The following is a 16,256-nucleotide window of genomic DNA, read 5'->3' on the forward strand; positions in this document are numbered from 1 at the left end:
GGTCCTCCCCTTTTTTTATTTCTTTTTGGCTGAAACTAACAACATCATTGGCCGCCTCATTTCATCTTTCATTCCAGGAAGTTCAATCATTTCTGGTGATGGTTGTGGTTCTATAACATGTTTTAATTCAAAACCTTTTGATAACAAACATTTTAAATAAGTAGTTAATGTCCGGTGATACTTAATAACCTTCTCCCCAAGGAAAACAGCTTCGCGCTTTCCTTCATAATAATAATTATCTACAGGAAAATGAAGAATATTACCATTTTCATCATAATACCAGTCCTGACTGCCATAACTTGTAAAAACCGGATGTTCAACCGAAAAAACAAATTCACCCTTTTCTTTTAGCCACACTGCAATTTTTTCTACTAATCCTTCAAAATCTTTTACATAATGAAATGCTAATGAACTGATTATGATATCAAATTTATTTTCTGAAAAATCTAAATCTTCCATTGCTTGACATCGATACTCGATCTTTACATCAGCATTTTTTCTTCTAGCTACCTCAAGCATCTTTTTTGAAATATCAATACCTAAAACATAATTTGCTCCCTGCTCTATGGCATATGCACAATGCCAGCCATATCCACAGCCTAGATCAAGGACTGTTTTATCTTTAAAATCAGGTAAAATCTTTTTTAATTCATGCCATTCTCCAGCACCTTCTAACCCTTTTTTAGAACGTTCCATCATTCCATATTTTTTAAAAAATTGTTCATTATCATATTTATTTTCTTTCATCTTTTCCTCCATTTATATCCATCTTTTTCACCTAAACTTCACGGTATGTAATTAAAATTTGTTATTATCCTAAATCATTTTAATATAGCTAAGATATATATTTTTATCATAAACAACATTCTTGATATCATATTTATTTCAATCAACAACAATATTATTTTAGCACTTATCTCTTTAAATAAAAACTCTTAAACTAATGATAAAAATCATTAATTTAAGAGCCAACCCTTCTATAAGTTATTTTAAAATCAAAAATCTAGGCATAATTTATATTTAAAAAGCCTGCTTCGTTATCCTATTAGAAACCTTTTTCCTTCGTTCCTGCAATGTAAAATAATCAAGAACATAATCACCTGTAGCAGTATGAACACTTTGTTTCCTTTTATTCAAAGCAATATTTTTAGATCTTGAAACATCAATTTTTCGACAACTTTTCTTAGGAGGATTTGTATAAAATCTAGTTACCATCATTATTGCCTCCTTCCATTACATCATACGAAATAATTCAAAAATCAATTAATGAATTTGAACTATGAAATCTAAAATCAACAATATTATAGCATAATTTATTCGATTCAATCAATAAATATTCATTTTATGAACTCAAAATATTTTGTCTTAACAACTTTAAAACTTCAATTTCACGTTCAACACTAGTTTCTATCGTTGATAAAAATGTTGAAAAATTACTATTCTTTCTTACAAAATCAAGCCATTCAATGATTTCCTTTTTCGAATAGCCCATATCTGTAAACTGAGCTTCTAATAGTGCAAATTGGAAAAGTAAATCAGTATTAAAGATTGCCGGATCATCTGTATTGATCGTCAATAACACTTTTTTACTATGATCGTCATTAAAGCCAATTGCGTCTAAATTTAAATATGGTAATAGTGTTACATCATCAACATCACCAATCAAACTATTCGATACCGGATTTATTTCTACAATAATTCCTTTATTAGCAACCTTGTTTCTAACATATTTTTGTAGCGTGCTATATAATTCAAAATCATCGATATTTTCAACAATTAAAACAGATTCATTCATTTTACTTATAAAATAGCTACAATGATCAGCTACTAATAATTCTTCAAGCGTCCATCTAAAATCAGCTTTATTTAAACTTTTATTCTTACAAGCATGTGAAAAATAACAACTCTTTTTATTCATTTTTAGCACTTTTTTATCAATACAGCTAAAGTTATAATTATACCAGTCAACTAAAACATGGATATCAACCGTATAATCTTCATTTTCCGAATAAATTTCTCTAAAAGTACTTAAAATCTTATCTCTTAATAAACTCTCACTAATACTTAATTTTAAGTCTTTCTTAGATATCTGGATATAGATCCAGATTAAATTTTTTAAATAATCAATCTTTTTTATCTGCGTAACTTTTTTATCCCGAAGATAACGTTTTAAATCCAAAGCTAATGCTAAACCATGACCAATTCGATCACCTTCCATATAGTTAAAATGTTCAATCACTTCATCAACATGTCGCAAACCACTGACAATACTAGAAAAAACCTCACCAGCATGGTATGTAAACCCTATTCTTTTAGCGGGAAAAATATCATAATTATAATATTTTTCAATTAATTGCTGATTCTGTGATTCTTCTATTATTTCATGATGGGGATTTCTTATTAAACGATATACCGGAGCATAAACATATGGTTCACAATAATGTTCATTTCCCGCAACATCGATACCAATGATATAATTTTCCAAACCTTCTATATTATTACGTAAATGCTGTAAAGCCATAACATTATTTATTAACTCATATTGTAAATAACCGTGTTTTAAATACTTATAATCATTACTTGTAGCAAACTCTTTATAACATATATGATCAACAGGTCTTTTCTTTTTAAACATTACGATAAAACCTAATTTCATTGCTCGATTAGTAATCGCTATTTTTTTATACCATTCAATATGATAATTAACTAACTCCAAAACCTTTTCCTTATAAGAACTAATTAATTCATTAAGATTCACACCAGGAATATAAGCAATTTTAAGTTCTACACCTTTAATCTTCTCTTGATGATAATAATGATCAAGAACTAAATTTAATTTATCTTTTAAACAAATGCATTTATTGACATTTGCACGATAAAAATTACTAAAATATGATAGTCCTTTAACTTCTTCAGTTTGCACTTTCAAGGCAAAAACACTATTTTTAACTCGCAGATAATTAAAGAAGCACTGGTTAAATAAAGTTTTTTGATACTTATTTTTCTTAATATATTTTAAGCAGTGATGAATAAAAATATTCTCGCTTTGAACCTCATTTTTTTTACCAATAAATAAACTAATATAATCGTTGTAATTATTATCACAATTATTATAATCATCGCGGTGATATGTAATTATCTCCATATCTATATTTTCAATAACCTTATTTATCAAATCTCGATCATCATCATTAAGTTTACCTGAAGCATATTTTGTCAATAAGATATAATCACTATCATAGACCTCCTGATCAAAAAATATTATTTTCATCAAAATATAGCGAATTGCAAGCGACGCTAAAGAAAACAGTTCATAATCAAAATAACTACTCTTGATCTTGTTGACTTTATTTAACTCACTAAGCGAACGACGCACATCATAGTTTAATGGTCTTTTACCAATCATCGCCCACCATTGTAAATTAAAACCAATAGCACCGCCAAAGTGAACATGCGTTTCATAAAACCCTTCTTTAAACACACTGCTTTGATAATTATTTAATACATGAATATGTAATCCTTCATTACTGCATATAAAATCCTCAATAGAAGTAACAAATCTATTTAGATGATTAATAATTACTGGTGTCATTTCCATCCACCTTGAAATATAATACCAAATCAGGATTCTTTGATTTTCGTTATATGCAGAAAATAAATCTTTTCGATTATTGATATACATCTGATTCAAATAGATTTTATAATCTTCAATTCTTAATAATGACGACCCTAATTTTCCCAGCAAATCAAGATAAAATTGTGTTATCTGATCATTTTTATCACATTTAGCATCTCTACCCTGGCGAGGAAATATTTTTTCAAGTATTAAGATAAACTCATCCATATCCCTAATCGAAATCTCATTTTTTATAATACTAAAAATCACTAAAATAAATTCATCATACGTTATTTCACCATTTAAATATTCCGCATAATAATCATCCTTAATAAACCTAAAATGACGATATGGTAATGTAACGATGGCAATTGTCAACATCAAATTATAAGTATTCATAATTACAACTCTTTATTAAAAACACTTAGTAAATTCAAGAAAAATCTACGCTCTTCATTATCGCTACATACCAGATCATATAAATATAAACTCATGACATAAATAGGGGTTATGTATAACAGTGCCTGAGCTTTAGCAAGCATTTTATCTCGATCAAAACTATTTTGATCATTTACCAAATTATAAAGGGCTCTTAGCTCATCCATAATATAATCACAACATTTATTTCGCACTACCGTTTCATCACTTAATTTACTAATCAAATTCATTAATTTAGGTCTAAAATTATTCATCCAGTCATTATTATCAACTACATCATAATATATTTGAACAATAATATTAAATACTTCCTGACTTAACTCACTACTTTCATCATCTTCTATTTTAAGATAAATATCAGCGTTATTCATAATATTGTTATGAATATTTTCAACATCAACAATATCATAACGATGATAATTTTCAGCTTCTAAATAATAATAATCAAAAAGCTGTTTAGTTAAAAGATACATTCTTTCAATAAATTGTCTCTCATGGCCCTCATAATTATCCTTATATTTTTTAACTTTTGTTGCATAAATATCTATTTGCTGTTTAAAATATAGATCCTCTAAATGATCGATTCGTGGTTTATCATTGTCATTCGAATATTTAGGACGAGCATTTTTAGATAAACAATAACTGCTAATTATTTCTAAATATGTATTATTATTAGGAACTTCGCTATATTTAATACTTTGTAATTCAGGAATAAATGTATTAATAATATTTATAAATGTTTCAATAACATTCATATCATCTCTGCCAAAAAAGCGAATCATATTTTCGTCGTTAAATATAAATGTAAATCGTTCTAATAATTGTGATATATCAAAAAGTTTTCTATTCAACTGCTCACTAACGAATAAATTCCGTATATCATCAAATACAGGAACAATTTTATTTGTATAATATTTCTTATATGGATAAAGACCTTTCATCAATGATAAATTATTCTTTATCATTTTTTCTAAATTACTTAACCAATTATAATTATCATCAATATAATTTTTAATCAATAATCGAATTATATCTCTTTCATATTCTGGTCTTTTTATCCCGTTTATTTCAATCCCATAGCATAACTCATCATAGATTTCTTTATTAAGATTACTGTTTCCATCATTAAAAATATCACATGCCGCCTTCATTATTTGCACAAAATACTTCTTATCATTATTTTCATTATATAATCGTGCATTTGTATCATAGTTGACTACACTATCACCATTGATTGCATTAATAGCTTTCATTGACATTCTTGTGGTAATGTATGAATAAAATAATAAAGTATCTTTAATATCAGCATTATCAGGTAAAAACAAAGTTATATTTTGATTAAAAGATCGAACAAATACATGAACAAAAATATTTTTCAACTTATCTCTAACTCTTTTGTAACGCTTATGATAATCCGTTTTAAAAAAACAATTTAGCAGTTCATTCATAAATAAAGGCAGAATAATCAAAGCTTCTATTTCTTCTTTATAATCATCTCGAAGATATTTTTTATTCTCATTATTTTCAGACTTGATTGCCTCATAATTTTCCTTTATCTTTTCTTCAACAACTTCTTTTAATTCTTCACAATCGATCCTTAATTTGTCATAACATTTCTCTTCGTCATCCTCATACCTTTTTTCATTTTTAATATATAAATAGCGATCAATATTATTCAAATTTTTTCGATACGTATTTTTTGAATTCAAAATAATTCCTAAAAATTCCTCAATAAAAATTATTTTATCTTTATTAGTTCTTAGTTTTTGATAATTTTGACGACATAAATATATATAAACATTCATAAAACCTCTGACATTAGAACTAAAGGCTGAATAATAAGAATAAATTACTGTCTTATCTTTTTTAAAAAAGAAATCTTCACCATCATCACCAAGACAAATATTAGCTAACAATTCCTCCAAAGTCTTATTTAAAAGATCATTAGAATCTTTATTTTTTACATATGTTAACTTACTTTTCTTACGATTATCCAAAGTCTTGATCTCAAATCGGTATAATGGTGGTAATACTTTTTTTAGGAAAAATTCACTACGACTCTTAGCCATTTCTAAAGCCTGATATTGCTTTTCATTTTTTCCAAACGAATATATCTCTTTAATATCACGATTATCTAAATTTTCCCCCTGTAACATTTTCAATGTTATCGACTGGCAAAAAAGATCATAATCACCACTAATAAATGTAACAATATGCGAATGCGATAAAAATGTTAAAAAATCTTCAAATATTGTTCCACAATATTTTGCTGTCATATCAACATCATCAAAGAAAAAGAAAATCAACGGTTCTTCTTCATAGCCATACCTTTTATTAATTATTCTTTTGTACTCAATTAAATAATCAATCAATGTTCTAAAAGTCTCCACAACATCAAAATCCTGACTTTGAATTTCTGTTGACCGATTAACATAATCAATAGTATTTTGATACTGTCGATTAATAATATTTTTATAATCAATTTTACGATGCTGATAATTCTTTTTTAATACATTAAACTGATTTTCAACCTTCTTTTCAATTTCTCGGGTATCATCTTCACGATTCAATAAACAAGTTGCTCTAGTGTAACTTTTTATTTGATCATTATACATTTTTTCCAAAACAACAATTATCCAGCCTAAAATATCACTTGTTTCACTCATATCATCGGGAACGATCAGAGAAGAAATAAGATCATATTCATTGAAAGATATCGTTTTATGATTTTCAGAAAAATACTGATGACTTTCAATTTGCTTGATTATTGTCATCATAATTGATGTTTTCCCTAAACCGCGACCCCCTAAAATAGAAATAAAATTATCATATTTTTCATAAGATAATCTTTTTAATTTAGTATCACTATTTCTAGCATTTTTTCGAAAATCACTAATAAAATCTTTGATGTTACCAATGTTAGGTAACATCAGTTTAACATTCTCTAACTCAAGTTCTCTTGCTCCAATATGATAATTTATTTTTTTATCGTCAGTCATTTAATTTTTCCTCCCCTCAGTATTATTTTGCTTCTTATCATCATGTTGTTTATTTTCTAAAAAATCTAAAAAATATGTTAAAACTAAAATTTTTAATTTATCAGCAAACATTAAATACCGATTTTTTAAAACAAAATATCCACTAACACAAATAACGATTGCCATACTATAAATAATATCAAATTTAAGACCACCTGCATTAGTAAACAAATGGTAATTAAATATAAACGCTAGAAATAAACTTACCCCAGATAGATTTTTAGAAAAAGATTTTGATGAATTGTAATTATGAACACGATTATATTTTTCATTCGTTTGAATCAGCATATATGAACTAGTACTCATTGATTCTACTGCCTTTTTTAGGTCATTTTCATTTTTAAGATCAAAATTTTTATCAAAGTCTTCATATAGTTCAACTAAATATTTATAACATTTCTTAATTAAAATCTTATACTCAATAGTATCATTTCTTTTCTTTACTTTCCCCGTCAATAATATAAATACGATCCATACAGTCATTGAAAATACCAATTTAATATTATCTATTTTAAATATAAAAGCTATGACAGTAATTATATATACAACTAAATAAAGACAATTTATATTTATCTTTTTTTCAAAAAAACGATAAATATATTTAATCATTTGTGATAACATCCAACCCACACAATAACTAAAAACAATAACCAAACCAAAAACAAACCACTCATTATTTATTTCACTAATAAGCCTTTTGATTTCAGTTGGAATGATTGAACAAACACCAATAAAAATCATTATTCCCGGTACTATTGTTGAAACAATATCATATAATGTTATTTTATTAATTATATTTTGCATATCTAAATTTATCCCCTTTCTTTAAAGAGACAACTCAAAACTCTTTTTATCTCATATTCACATCAAAAAAAGCCCATTTAATCACGTTTATTCAATCATTATAACTAATTATATCTTATCACAGAGCCAAAAATATATAAATATAATTCAATCATAAAAATTACCAAGATAAATAAAAAGCCGATGAGATCTCATCGACTATCGGCGCGGAATTATTATTGCAGCAATAATATATGCCCAAAAACCACTACCACCTATGGCAAATAAAACAACCCAAGCCAATCTCACCAATGTCGGGTCTAAATCAAAATATTCGGCAATTCCACCACAAACACCACAAATCATCTTTTCTTCATCTGAACGATATATACGTTTCATTTTCATACCTCCATTTTTATTATAATATTTCCCACATTACAATCAGCTTCAATCATCCGATCACCGCCATTATAATAATATTCATCACTTAAACCTTCGCCACGATAACTGCCTACTTGAATATCACCTAAATCACAGTCCACATCATAACTATAGTCACTTTCTGTCCCTGTCATAACAACTTTGATATCCCCTACATCTGCATTAAATTCGCTTTTTTTACTATCCAGCAAATCAATTTTTGCTTCCCCCGCATCAACATCAACAACCGCCTTTTCGACAGTAATATTATCTGCTTTAAATGACCCAGCATCAACATCAACCTCTAATTCATCAGCTATCAAATTTGCCAGCTTTACACTTGCAGCATCTATTTCAATTTCCACTCTATTAAATCGATAATCTTTAGGCACATATATCTTTACATCAGTATCATTAACAATTGGAAAACCAAATCTGAAATTTTCTTTAAAAACTAGTGTTTCATCATCTTGATATACCTCTGTACGCCGGCTAATATTTTCAGCTTTTATTTCGATAACATCACCACTATACTCAACGATTTCAAAATTACCTGTTGAAGCTTCAATATCTAAATTTTTAATATTCTCAAACTGTCTTTTTACATCTTTTGTTTTAACAAACGGTAATGATATGTTCAAATCATCTTGATGATAAGCATTTTTTAACTCTGTAAGACCATCTAACATTACCCCTGATATAAATAAAATTACAGCTACAATTAAAGATATTATTACTATCAAGGTTGATTTTTTCATATCAATTCACCTACTTTATTTATAATTGTTTTTATTAGATTTATTCCCCCATTAATTACCAATGGAACAGCTTTGACCAAAGCCTTTTCAACAACAAAAAAGCCAACAGCTAAAGCAATCAAAGCAAAACCAGCCGATATAACAATCAATCCCATGCCCGGTGTTGCTGATAATAAAATAAGACCGCGAATAAAACAAGCTATAGCTCCAGCTAAACATATCGCTCCGCCAACTAAAATCCCAATTCCCACAGCTAAAACAACTGCCAAAGCACTTATTCCAACGCCAAAAAGACCGCTAAAACCTAAGATTACTATTCCAATTAAAATCAAAATAATTAAAATTCGATTGCGTTCAGGATTACCTTTAAAATTATTTTTTCTTTTTTCATGATGATTTTCATGATCAATTACATCAGCTTCAATTATCTCACTCGCCTCTTTATAATAAGCATTATCCATACCCTTTTCACTAAATTCAATATCATCATCAAATCTATTTTCCAAACCAGCTTTAATAATTGCAGCCACTCTTTCTGGAGACCCTAGATCATTGATTACTTGAGTCTCATTTTCAGCCCCTGCTTCATCAAAATAATCTTCGTAATACTGTAAGGCTTCATCTCGTTCAACATCTTCAATATCTTGCAACAAATAAGCTAACTTCTCAAGAAATCTCTTACGATCCATTAAATTTATCCCCCTCAATAATAAAATTTATCTTTTGAACATATTCATGCCACTCACTACGATACATCTCTAATTGTGCCTGTCCCTGAGCTGTAATTTTATAATAACGACGATTTCTCCCACCATATTCTTGATCATATGTCTCTAAACAATTATCTCTTAATAACCTTCTTAAAACTGGATATAACGTTGATTCTGAAACATCCAGTGCAATTCGAACGTCTTGAGTAATTTTATAGCCATATGTCCCCTTAGATTCTCTTGAAACAACAGAAAGCACGATCGCATCTAACAAAGCAGCACCTGTATTAAAAATCATCAGTTCCACTCCTTCTATATTTATTATCCAATAATATTATATATCATATAATATTGCTCGTCAATCAATAATATATAATTATAAACATAGGAATTAGTATCGTTAATTTGTTAATTATTTAATTTTTTTAGATAATTTTCCCACATTTATCCTAAATAATTATTAAGTAAGGAGGTAATAATGAAGAAGGCAAAAAAAATTATACTAATCTGTGCAGGTATCATTGTAATAGGTTTAGTTGCGATATTCTTATTTACAAATGATTCTCCACAAACAGCAGCATCAAGCAATGATAGTAATAGTATTGATTATATTGAATTAACAGATACTACAGATGATATCAGTAAAATCTATACTCTTGATTATCAATCTGGAATCAATGAACAAATAGAAACATTAAAAAATAAAAATAACTATACTATTAAAGAACCATTATTGATCGCTAACCCATACGGTACAAATACAACTGCTGTTTACATGTATTTTAAAACTGATGATGAATGTAATGCATCTTATACAATTAGTGCTGATGGCTATGATGACTTTTCAAGAACATTAAATAACAATAGTAACAGTGATTATACGACAGAACATGAGTATTTATTAGTTGGGTTTGTTCCTGGAACAACTAACAGTATTACCGTTACTTTAACTGATACAAAAGGAAATATCATTGATACATTAGATTGGTCATATGATGCACCAGAACTTCTTGGCAGTGAAGATAATATTCAATTAGAAGTTACTACCGGTAATAGCAGCGAACCTTTAAGCGATGGACTTTATGCAATGCTTGGTAACCGTACAGCCGAAGACAATGAAGAAGTTGATTTTATTCTACTATATGATAATAATGGAACGATTCGTAGTGAAATACCTATTACAAGTTATCGAAGCTGTCGCGTTATTTTTGATGACGATATGATGTATTATAGCATCTCAGCCAGCAAGATTGCAGGAATGAATAAAACAGGTCAAGTAACGGAAATCTTTAATACAGGGGACTATAAACTACATCATGATTATATTTGGGGTAGTGAAAATGATTTAATCGTCTTAGCCTCTAAAAAGGATGCTGAAACAAATGAAGATCGCATCATTAGTATTGATCGTGATACCGGAGATGTAAAGGAACTAATTGATCTTAAAGACCTTTTTAGCAACTATTTCAATACTTTAACTATTAGTGACGATAGTGATGAAGCATTTGACTGGATGCACATCAATTCAATTCAACTAATCAATGAAGACAGCATAATCATAAGTTCCCGAGAAACTTCATCAATTATAAAAATTGATAATATCTATGATCAACCAACTGTTGATTATATGATCGGTTCTAAAACATTCTGGCAAGAAAGTGGCTACGACAACTTAGTTCTTGAACAAATTGGCGATTTTTCTTTGAATGCTGGTCAACATTGTGTCACTTATCAAGAAGACGATTCTTTAGCTGATGGACAATATTATTTATATTTCTACAACAATAATAATACTGTATGTTCAACCCGTAATTATGATTATTCAAATGAAACTAATTATGAAGGAGCAAGTATTGGTGTAAATGGTGAACAATCTTATTATGACAAATATTTGGTTGATGAAAATTTAGGTACTTTTGAATTAGTCGATCGTATATCAGTAACCTATTCTGGTTATGTTAGTTCAGTACAAGAGTTAGATGATAATATCATCATTGATAGTGGAAGTGCTTTTGAAGCTTCTGAATTTGATAGTAATCATCAACTTATTCAAACTGTTGTTGGTACAGGAGACACATGGTGGTATCGTGTGTTTAAATATGATTTTAATAACTATTGGTTTCAATAACCAATAGTTTTTTTATAAAAAAAGATACCTCCTAGTAAGGTATCTCGTTAAATCAAAATATTATTTATACTTTTCTGTATGTAATAATTTATTAGCATTATCTATTCTATCTTGAGTAGGTGGATTAACTCCTTCTAATTGATATGGAATATTTAATTCCTCCCATTTGAATGTTCCTAAAGTATGATATGGTAATACTTCTACTTTTTTTACATTATTAAGACTATTAATAAATTTATCTAATTCAATTAAATATTCATCTTTATCACTAATTCCTGGAACTAAAACATGACGAATCCATACAGGCTGATCAATTTCTGAAAGATATTTTGCCATATCTAAGATGTTTTTATTTGATTTACCTGTTAGCTTTATATGTTCTTCATCATTTATATGTTTAATATCTACCAATAATAAATCAGTATATTTCATTAATTCATTGAACTTACTAAAGAAAGGTTCTTCTCTAGTAAAATTAGCACCACTAGTATCAATACAAGTATTGACCCCTTCTTTTTTAGCTAATTTAAACAACTCAGTAATAAAATCAATCTGTAGTAGTGGTTCACCACCACTAATAGTAATCCCACCATCATGACCCCAATAACTTTTATATTTAATTGCTCTATCTAAAGCTTCCTGAGGTGTAAGTTCCATTGTTGCTTTAGCATTTGCCCATGTATCAGGATTATGACAAAATTTACAGCGTAAAGGGCAGCCAAGAAGAAAGTATATATAACGAATTCCTGGTCCGTCAACAGACCCGAAGCTTTCAATCGAATGTACTGCCCCCATAATCTTATTATCCATTTTATTCTTCCTTTCATTATTAATAATTATTTCCAATAATTATCTCATTAAAACAGCCTCTTGTTAAAAGAGGCTGTTTTGCTTAAATTTCAATAACTATTACATTGATTTATGGCAAGTTCTTGAAATAACATCCATTTGTTGTTCACGAGTTAAATCAATAAATTTAACAGCATATCCAGATACACGGATTGTGAAGTTTGCATATTCTTCTTTTTCTGGATGTTCCATAGCATCGATTAATTTTTCAGTTCCAAATACATTTACATTTAAATGATGAGCACCTTGATCAAAATATCCATCTAATACTCTAGCTAAAGTATTTTTACGTTCATCATCATCATGACCTAAAGTATCAGGACTAATTGTTTGTGTATTAGAAATACCATCTAATGCCCATTCATATGGTAATTTAGCAACAGAATTTAATGAAGCTAATAAACCAGATTGTTCAGCACCATATGCTGGGTTAGCACCTGGAGATAATGGTTCTCCAGCTTTACGTCCATCAGGTAATGAACCAGTAGCTTTACCATAAACAACATTTGAAGTAATTGTTAAGATAGAAGTAGTAGGTTCAGAATCACGATAAGTGTGATGTTTTTTGATCTTTTCTAAGAAAGTTTGTAATAACCATACTGCAATATCATCAGCACGATCATCATCATTACCATAACGAGGGAAATCTCCTTCTGTTTCATAATCTACAACAATACCATCTTCATCACGAACTGTTTTAACTTTAGCATATTTAATAGCACTTAAAGAGTCAACAACATGTGAGAATCCAGCAATACCTGTTGCAAAAGTACGTTTTAAATCAGTATCAATTAAAGCCATTTGAGCTGCTTCATAATAATATTTATCATGCATGTATTGAATTAAGTTTAATGTATTTACATAAATATCAGCTAACCAATCCATCATTTGATCATAGCTTCTCATAACTTCATCATAATCTAAATATTCAGAAGTAATTGGGCGATATTCAGGAGCTACTTGAGTCTTAGTTTTTTCATCAACACCACCATTGATAGCATATAATAAACATTTAGCTAAGTTAGCACGTGCTCCGAAGAATTGCATTTCTTTACCAGTTTGTGTTGCAGAAACACAGCAGCAGATTGAATAGTCATCTCCCCATACTGGACGCATTACACAGTCGTTTTCATATTGTACAGAGCTTGTATCAATTGAAATCTTAGATGTATATTTCTTGAAGTTTTCTGGTAATCTAGAAGAATATAATACTGTTAAGTTTGGTTCTGGAGAAGGTCCCATGTTTTCTAATGTGTGTAAGAAACGGAAATCATTTTTAGTTACCATTGGACGACCATCAGATCCAATACCAGCTACCTCTAATGTAGCCCAAACTGGGTCACCAGAGAATAATTGGTTATAAGAAGGAATACGAGCGAATTTAACCATTCTACATTTCATAACAAAATGGTCGATTAATTCTTGAGCTTCTTCTTCTGTAATAACCCCTGCTTCTAAATCTCTTTCAATATAGATATCTAAGAATGTAGAAACACGTCCTACAGACATAGCAGCACCATTTTGAGTTTTAATAGCTGCTAAATATCCAAAATATAACCATTGAACAGCTTCTTTAGCATTTTTAGCTGGGTTAGAAATATCATAACCATAAATTTCAGCCATTTTTTTCATACCGTGTAATGCTTTGATTTGTTCAGCGATTTCTTCACGACGACGAATAACGTCTTCTTTCATTGAACCACTTCCACAAACAGCTAAATCATGTTGTTTGAAAGCAATTAATTCATCAATACCATATAAAGCAACACGACGATAATCACCAACGATACGTCCACGTCCATAAGTATCAGGTAAACCTGTAATGATCTTATTACGACGAGCTAATCTGATTTCAGGTGTATATACATCGAAAACTCCTTGGTTATGAGTTTTGTGATATTCAGTAAAGATTTTGTGTAATTCTGGATCAGGTGTATATCCATAAGTTTCACAAGCTTGTTCAGCCATTTTGATACCACCATAAGGCATAAATGCTCTTTTTAATGGTTTATCAGTTTGTAATCCAACAACTTTTTCTAAATCTTTAAGTTCTTCATCAATATATCCAGGACCGTAAGCAGTTAATCCAGAAACTACATGAGTTTCCATATCTAACACTCCGCCTTTAGCACGTTCTTCTTTTTGAAGTTCTTGTAATTTCCCCCATAATTTATTTGTAGCATCAGTAGGTTCAGCCAAAAATGATTCATCACCATAATATGGCTTGTAGTTATTTTGGATGAAATCACGAACATTGATTTCTTCTTTCCAAAGTCTACCTTTAAAGCCATTCCATTGTTCTTTTTTTAACATGTCTTTTTTTCCTCCTTGAAATTTTAATGACCGTTAGTTAAAGCTCTTACAAGGTTTTAAATAATAATCCGATGGATTTTGCAAGGGATGTCATCAAGACTAATATTCTACTTCTCTCGTAATAAACTTACTTAACAAGAATAACACACACTATATTTTTGGAAAATGATTTTATTTCCTTTTGTTATCCACGCTTGCATTATATTATATTTTGTTTTTACAATTCAAGTAATTTGCACTAAAAAAACAAATTATTTTCAACAAATTTCTATAACCTTATAATATATAATGTCCCGCCCCTAATAAAAGCGCTTACATATAGTGTATGATTACTAAATTTTATAAAAATTTAATCCATTTAATAGTAGATTTTTTCTTTTATTTATTATATAGTATTATCTAAAGTTATCAGGAGGTAAAATAATGAATTTAACATTCAACACAGATGCTGATTTTAATCAAATTAAAACTATTGTAATCGATATTATAAAAAATACTGCTAATGATTTTGATTTATTTCTTTCAACAAATTCAATCAATAATTTATCAATTCATTTAAGTATTGCAATCATAAGAATAAAATCAGACAACTACATTCCATTAAGCAATGGACAAATTGCATCATACAAACAGGAATATAGCTACCCTTATGCGAAAATGCTATGTGATCGTCTTGCAAAAAAATTTGAAATTGAATTTCCTGAAGATGAAGTATCTTTAGTTTCAATGCATTTATCTAAAAATCAAAAATTAGACCTAGAAATTAATTCTGGATTCGACTTATTAGATAGTAAAGTTTTTAAAATTCTTAATGAAACAATGACTTTGATTTATCAAGAATATCACAAAGACTTTAGAAAAGATGATAAATTATTGATTGCTATTGGTTTACATCTAGAACCAGCAATAGAAAGATTATCAAAAGGACAAACTATTGAAAATCCATTAAAAGATAAAATCATAGAACGCCATAATGAAGAATATAATTATAGCAGAATTTTAAACAAAGTTATCAATCATGAAACAAATTTATCATTCAACGATGATGAACTTGCCTTTATTGCCCTTCACTTTGTAGTTGCGAATAATCGAATTGATAATTAAAAACACTATAAAATCACATTATAATAATAAAAAGACAATAGGCCAGAATACCTGGTAAATATTGTCTTTTTTAATTCTAAATCTTCAACATAAAATCCA

13 protein-coding genes are annotated in these 16,256 nt (G+C 28.7%); 2 read left to right on the top strand and 11 right to left on the bottom strand.

The annotated features are described in order from the left end of the window. Positions 1-15: 15 nt before the first annotated feature. The 9 genes from OC535_RS10450 to OC535_RS10490 form a co-directional block, all read right to left on the bottom strand. Positions 16-747, bottom strand: a complete 732-nt coding sequence (locus OC535_RS10450) for a class I SAM-dependent methyltransferase (protein ID WP_498823778.1) — start codon at positions 745-747, stop codon at positions 16-18. 273 nt (positions 748-1,020) lie between these two features. Continuing rightward, positions 1,021-1,215, bottom strand: coding sequence for a hypothetical protein (locus OC535_RS10455; protein ID WP_227053071.1), 195 nt, complete (start codon positions 1,213-1,215; stop codon positions 1,021-1,023). Between the two features lie 127 nt (positions 1,216-1,342). Continuing rightward, positions 1,343-4,015: a hypothetical protein gene (locus tag OC535_RS10460; RefSeq protein ID WP_498823779.1), complete on the bottom strand. Its 2,673-nt coding sequence runs from the start codon at positions 4,013-4,015 to the stop codon at positions 1,343-1,345. A gap of 2 nt (positions 4,016-4,017) precedes the next feature. Beyond that, positions 4,018-7,053 carry a hypothetical protein gene (locus tag OC535_RS10465; protein WP_498823780.1) on the bottom strand — a complete coding sequence of 1,012 codons (3,036 nt, stop codon included), beginning with the start codon at positions 7,051-7,053 and terminating at the stop codon, positions 4,018-4,020. Then, positions 7,054-7,896, bottom strand: a complete 843-nt coding sequence (locus OC535_RS10470) for a hypothetical protein (RefSeq protein ID WP_498823781.1) — start codon at positions 7,894-7,896, stop codon at positions 7,054-7,056. 198 nt (positions 7,897-8,094) lie between these two features. Further along, a complete protein-coding gene (locus OC535_RS10475; protein ID WP_498823782.1) occupies positions 8,095-8,280 on the bottom strand; it encodes a PspC domain-containing protein in 186 nt (61 codons plus the stop codon). Continuing rightward, on the bottom strand, positions 8,277-9,053 hold the full coding sequence (locus OC535_RS10480; protein WP_498823783.1) for a DUF4097 family beta strand repeat-containing protein: 777 nt from the start codon (positions 9,051-9,053) through the stop codon (positions 8,277-8,279). The genes OC535_RS10475 and OC535_RS10480 overlap by 4 nt, the downstream gene beginning before the upstream one ends. Beyond that, a complete protein-coding gene (locus tag OC535_RS10485; protein ID WP_498823784.1) occupies positions 9,050-9,742 on the bottom strand; it encodes a DUF1700 domain-containing protein in 693 nt (230 codons plus the stop codon). The genes OC535_RS10480 and OC535_RS10485 overlap by 4 nt, the downstream gene beginning before the upstream one ends. Further along, entirely contained in the window at positions 9,732-10,061 is a 330-nt protein-coding gene (locus tag OC535_RS10490) for a PadR family transcriptional regulator (protein ID WP_024722720.1), read from the bottom strand. The genes OC535_RS10485 and OC535_RS10490 overlap by 11 nt, the downstream gene beginning before the upstream one ends. A gap of 180 nt (positions 10,062-10,241) precedes the next feature. Between OC535_RS10490 and OC535_RS10495 the strand changes: the two genes are divergently transcribed. Continuing rightward, positions 10,242-11,891, top strand: coding sequence for an aryl-sulfate sulfotransferase (locus OC535_RS10495; RefSeq protein WP_498823785.1), 1,650 nt, complete (start codon positions 10,242-10,244; stop codon positions 11,889-11,891). A gap of 60 nt (positions 11,892-11,951) precedes the next feature. Here the strand turns inward: OC535_RS10495 and pflA are convergent, their stop codons facing one another. Continuing rightward, positions 11,952-12,701 (bottom strand): pyruvate formate-lyase-activating protein, encoded by a 750-nt coding sequence (gene pflA, locus OC535_RS10500; protein WP_024722718.1) that lies wholly within the window; start codon positions 12,699-12,701, stop codon positions 11,952-11,954. Between the two features lie 99 nt (positions 12,702-12,800). Then, a complete protein-coding gene (gene pflB, locus OC535_RS10505; RefSeq protein ID WP_024722717.1) occupies positions 12,801-15,053 on the bottom strand; it encodes a formate C-acetyltransferase in 2,253 nt (750 codons plus the stop codon). 423 nt (positions 15,054-15,476) lie between these two features. Here pflB and OC535_RS10510 point away from each other — a divergent pair, with 423 nt between their 5' ends. Further along, positions 15,477-16,157 (top strand): BglG family transcription antiterminator, encoded by a 681-nt coding sequence (locus OC535_RS10510; protein ID WP_227053064.1) that lies wholly within the window; start codon positions 15,477-15,479, stop codon positions 16,155-16,157. Positions 16,158-16,256 lie beyond the last annotated feature (99 nt).

The sequence above is a fragment of the Clostridium sp. Marseille-Q5894 genome, from assembly GCF_946902305.1.
Taxonomy (GTDB): Bacteria; Bacillota_I; Bacilli_A; order Erysipelotrichales; family Coprobacillaceae; genus Thomasclavelia.

Bases quoted from the DNA above. Each gene is read 5' to 3' on its own strand.
- OC535_RS10450 (WP_498823778.1), bottom strand. From the start codon at position 747: ATGAAAGAAAATAAATATGATAATGAACAATTTTTTAAAAAATATGGA.
- OC535_RS10455 (WP_227053071.1), bottom strand. From the start codon at position 1,215: ATGGTAACTAGATTTTATACAAATCCTCCTAAGAAAAGTTGTCGAAAA.
- OC535_RS10460 (WP_498823779.1), bottom strand. From the start codon at position 4,015: ATGAATACTTATAATTTGATGTTGACAATTGCCATCGTTACATTACCA.
- OC535_RS10465 (WP_498823780.1), bottom strand. From the start codon at position 7,053: ATGACTGACGATAAAAAAATAAATTATCATATTGGAGCAAGAGAACTT.
- OC535_RS10470 (WP_498823781.1), bottom strand. From the start codon at position 7,896: ATGCAAAATATAATTAATAAAATAACATTATATGATATTGTTTCAACA.
- OC535_RS10475 (WP_498823782.1), bottom strand. From the start codon at position 8,280: ATGAAAATGAAACGTATATATCGTTCAGATGAAGAAAAGATGATTTGT.
- OC535_RS10480 (WP_498823783.1), bottom strand. From the start codon at position 9,053: ATGAAAAAATCAACCTTGATAGTAATAATATCTTTAATTGTAGCTGTA.
- OC535_RS10485 (WP_498823784.1), bottom strand. From the start codon at position 9,742: ATGGATCGTAAGAGATTTCTTGAGAAGTTAGCTTATTTGTTGCAAGAT.
- OC535_RS10490 (WP_024722720.1), bottom strand. From the start codon at position 10,061: ATGATTTTTAATACAGGTGCTGCTTTGTTAGATGCGATCGTGCTTTCT.
- OC535_RS10495 (WP_498823785.1), top strand. From the start codon at position 10,242: ATGAAGAAGGCAAAAAAAATTATACTAATCTGTGCAGGTATCATTGTA.
- pflA (WP_024722718.1), bottom strand. From the start codon at position 12,701: ATGGATAATAAGATTATGGGGGCAGTACATTCGATTGAAAGCTTCGGG.
- pflB (WP_024722717.1), bottom strand. From the start codon at position 15,053: ATGTTAAAAAAAGAACAATGGAATGGCTTTAAAGGTAGACTTTGGAAA.
- OC535_RS10510 (WP_227053064.1), top strand. From the start codon at position 15,477: ATGAATTTAACATTCAACACAGATGCTGATTTTAATCAAATTAAAACT.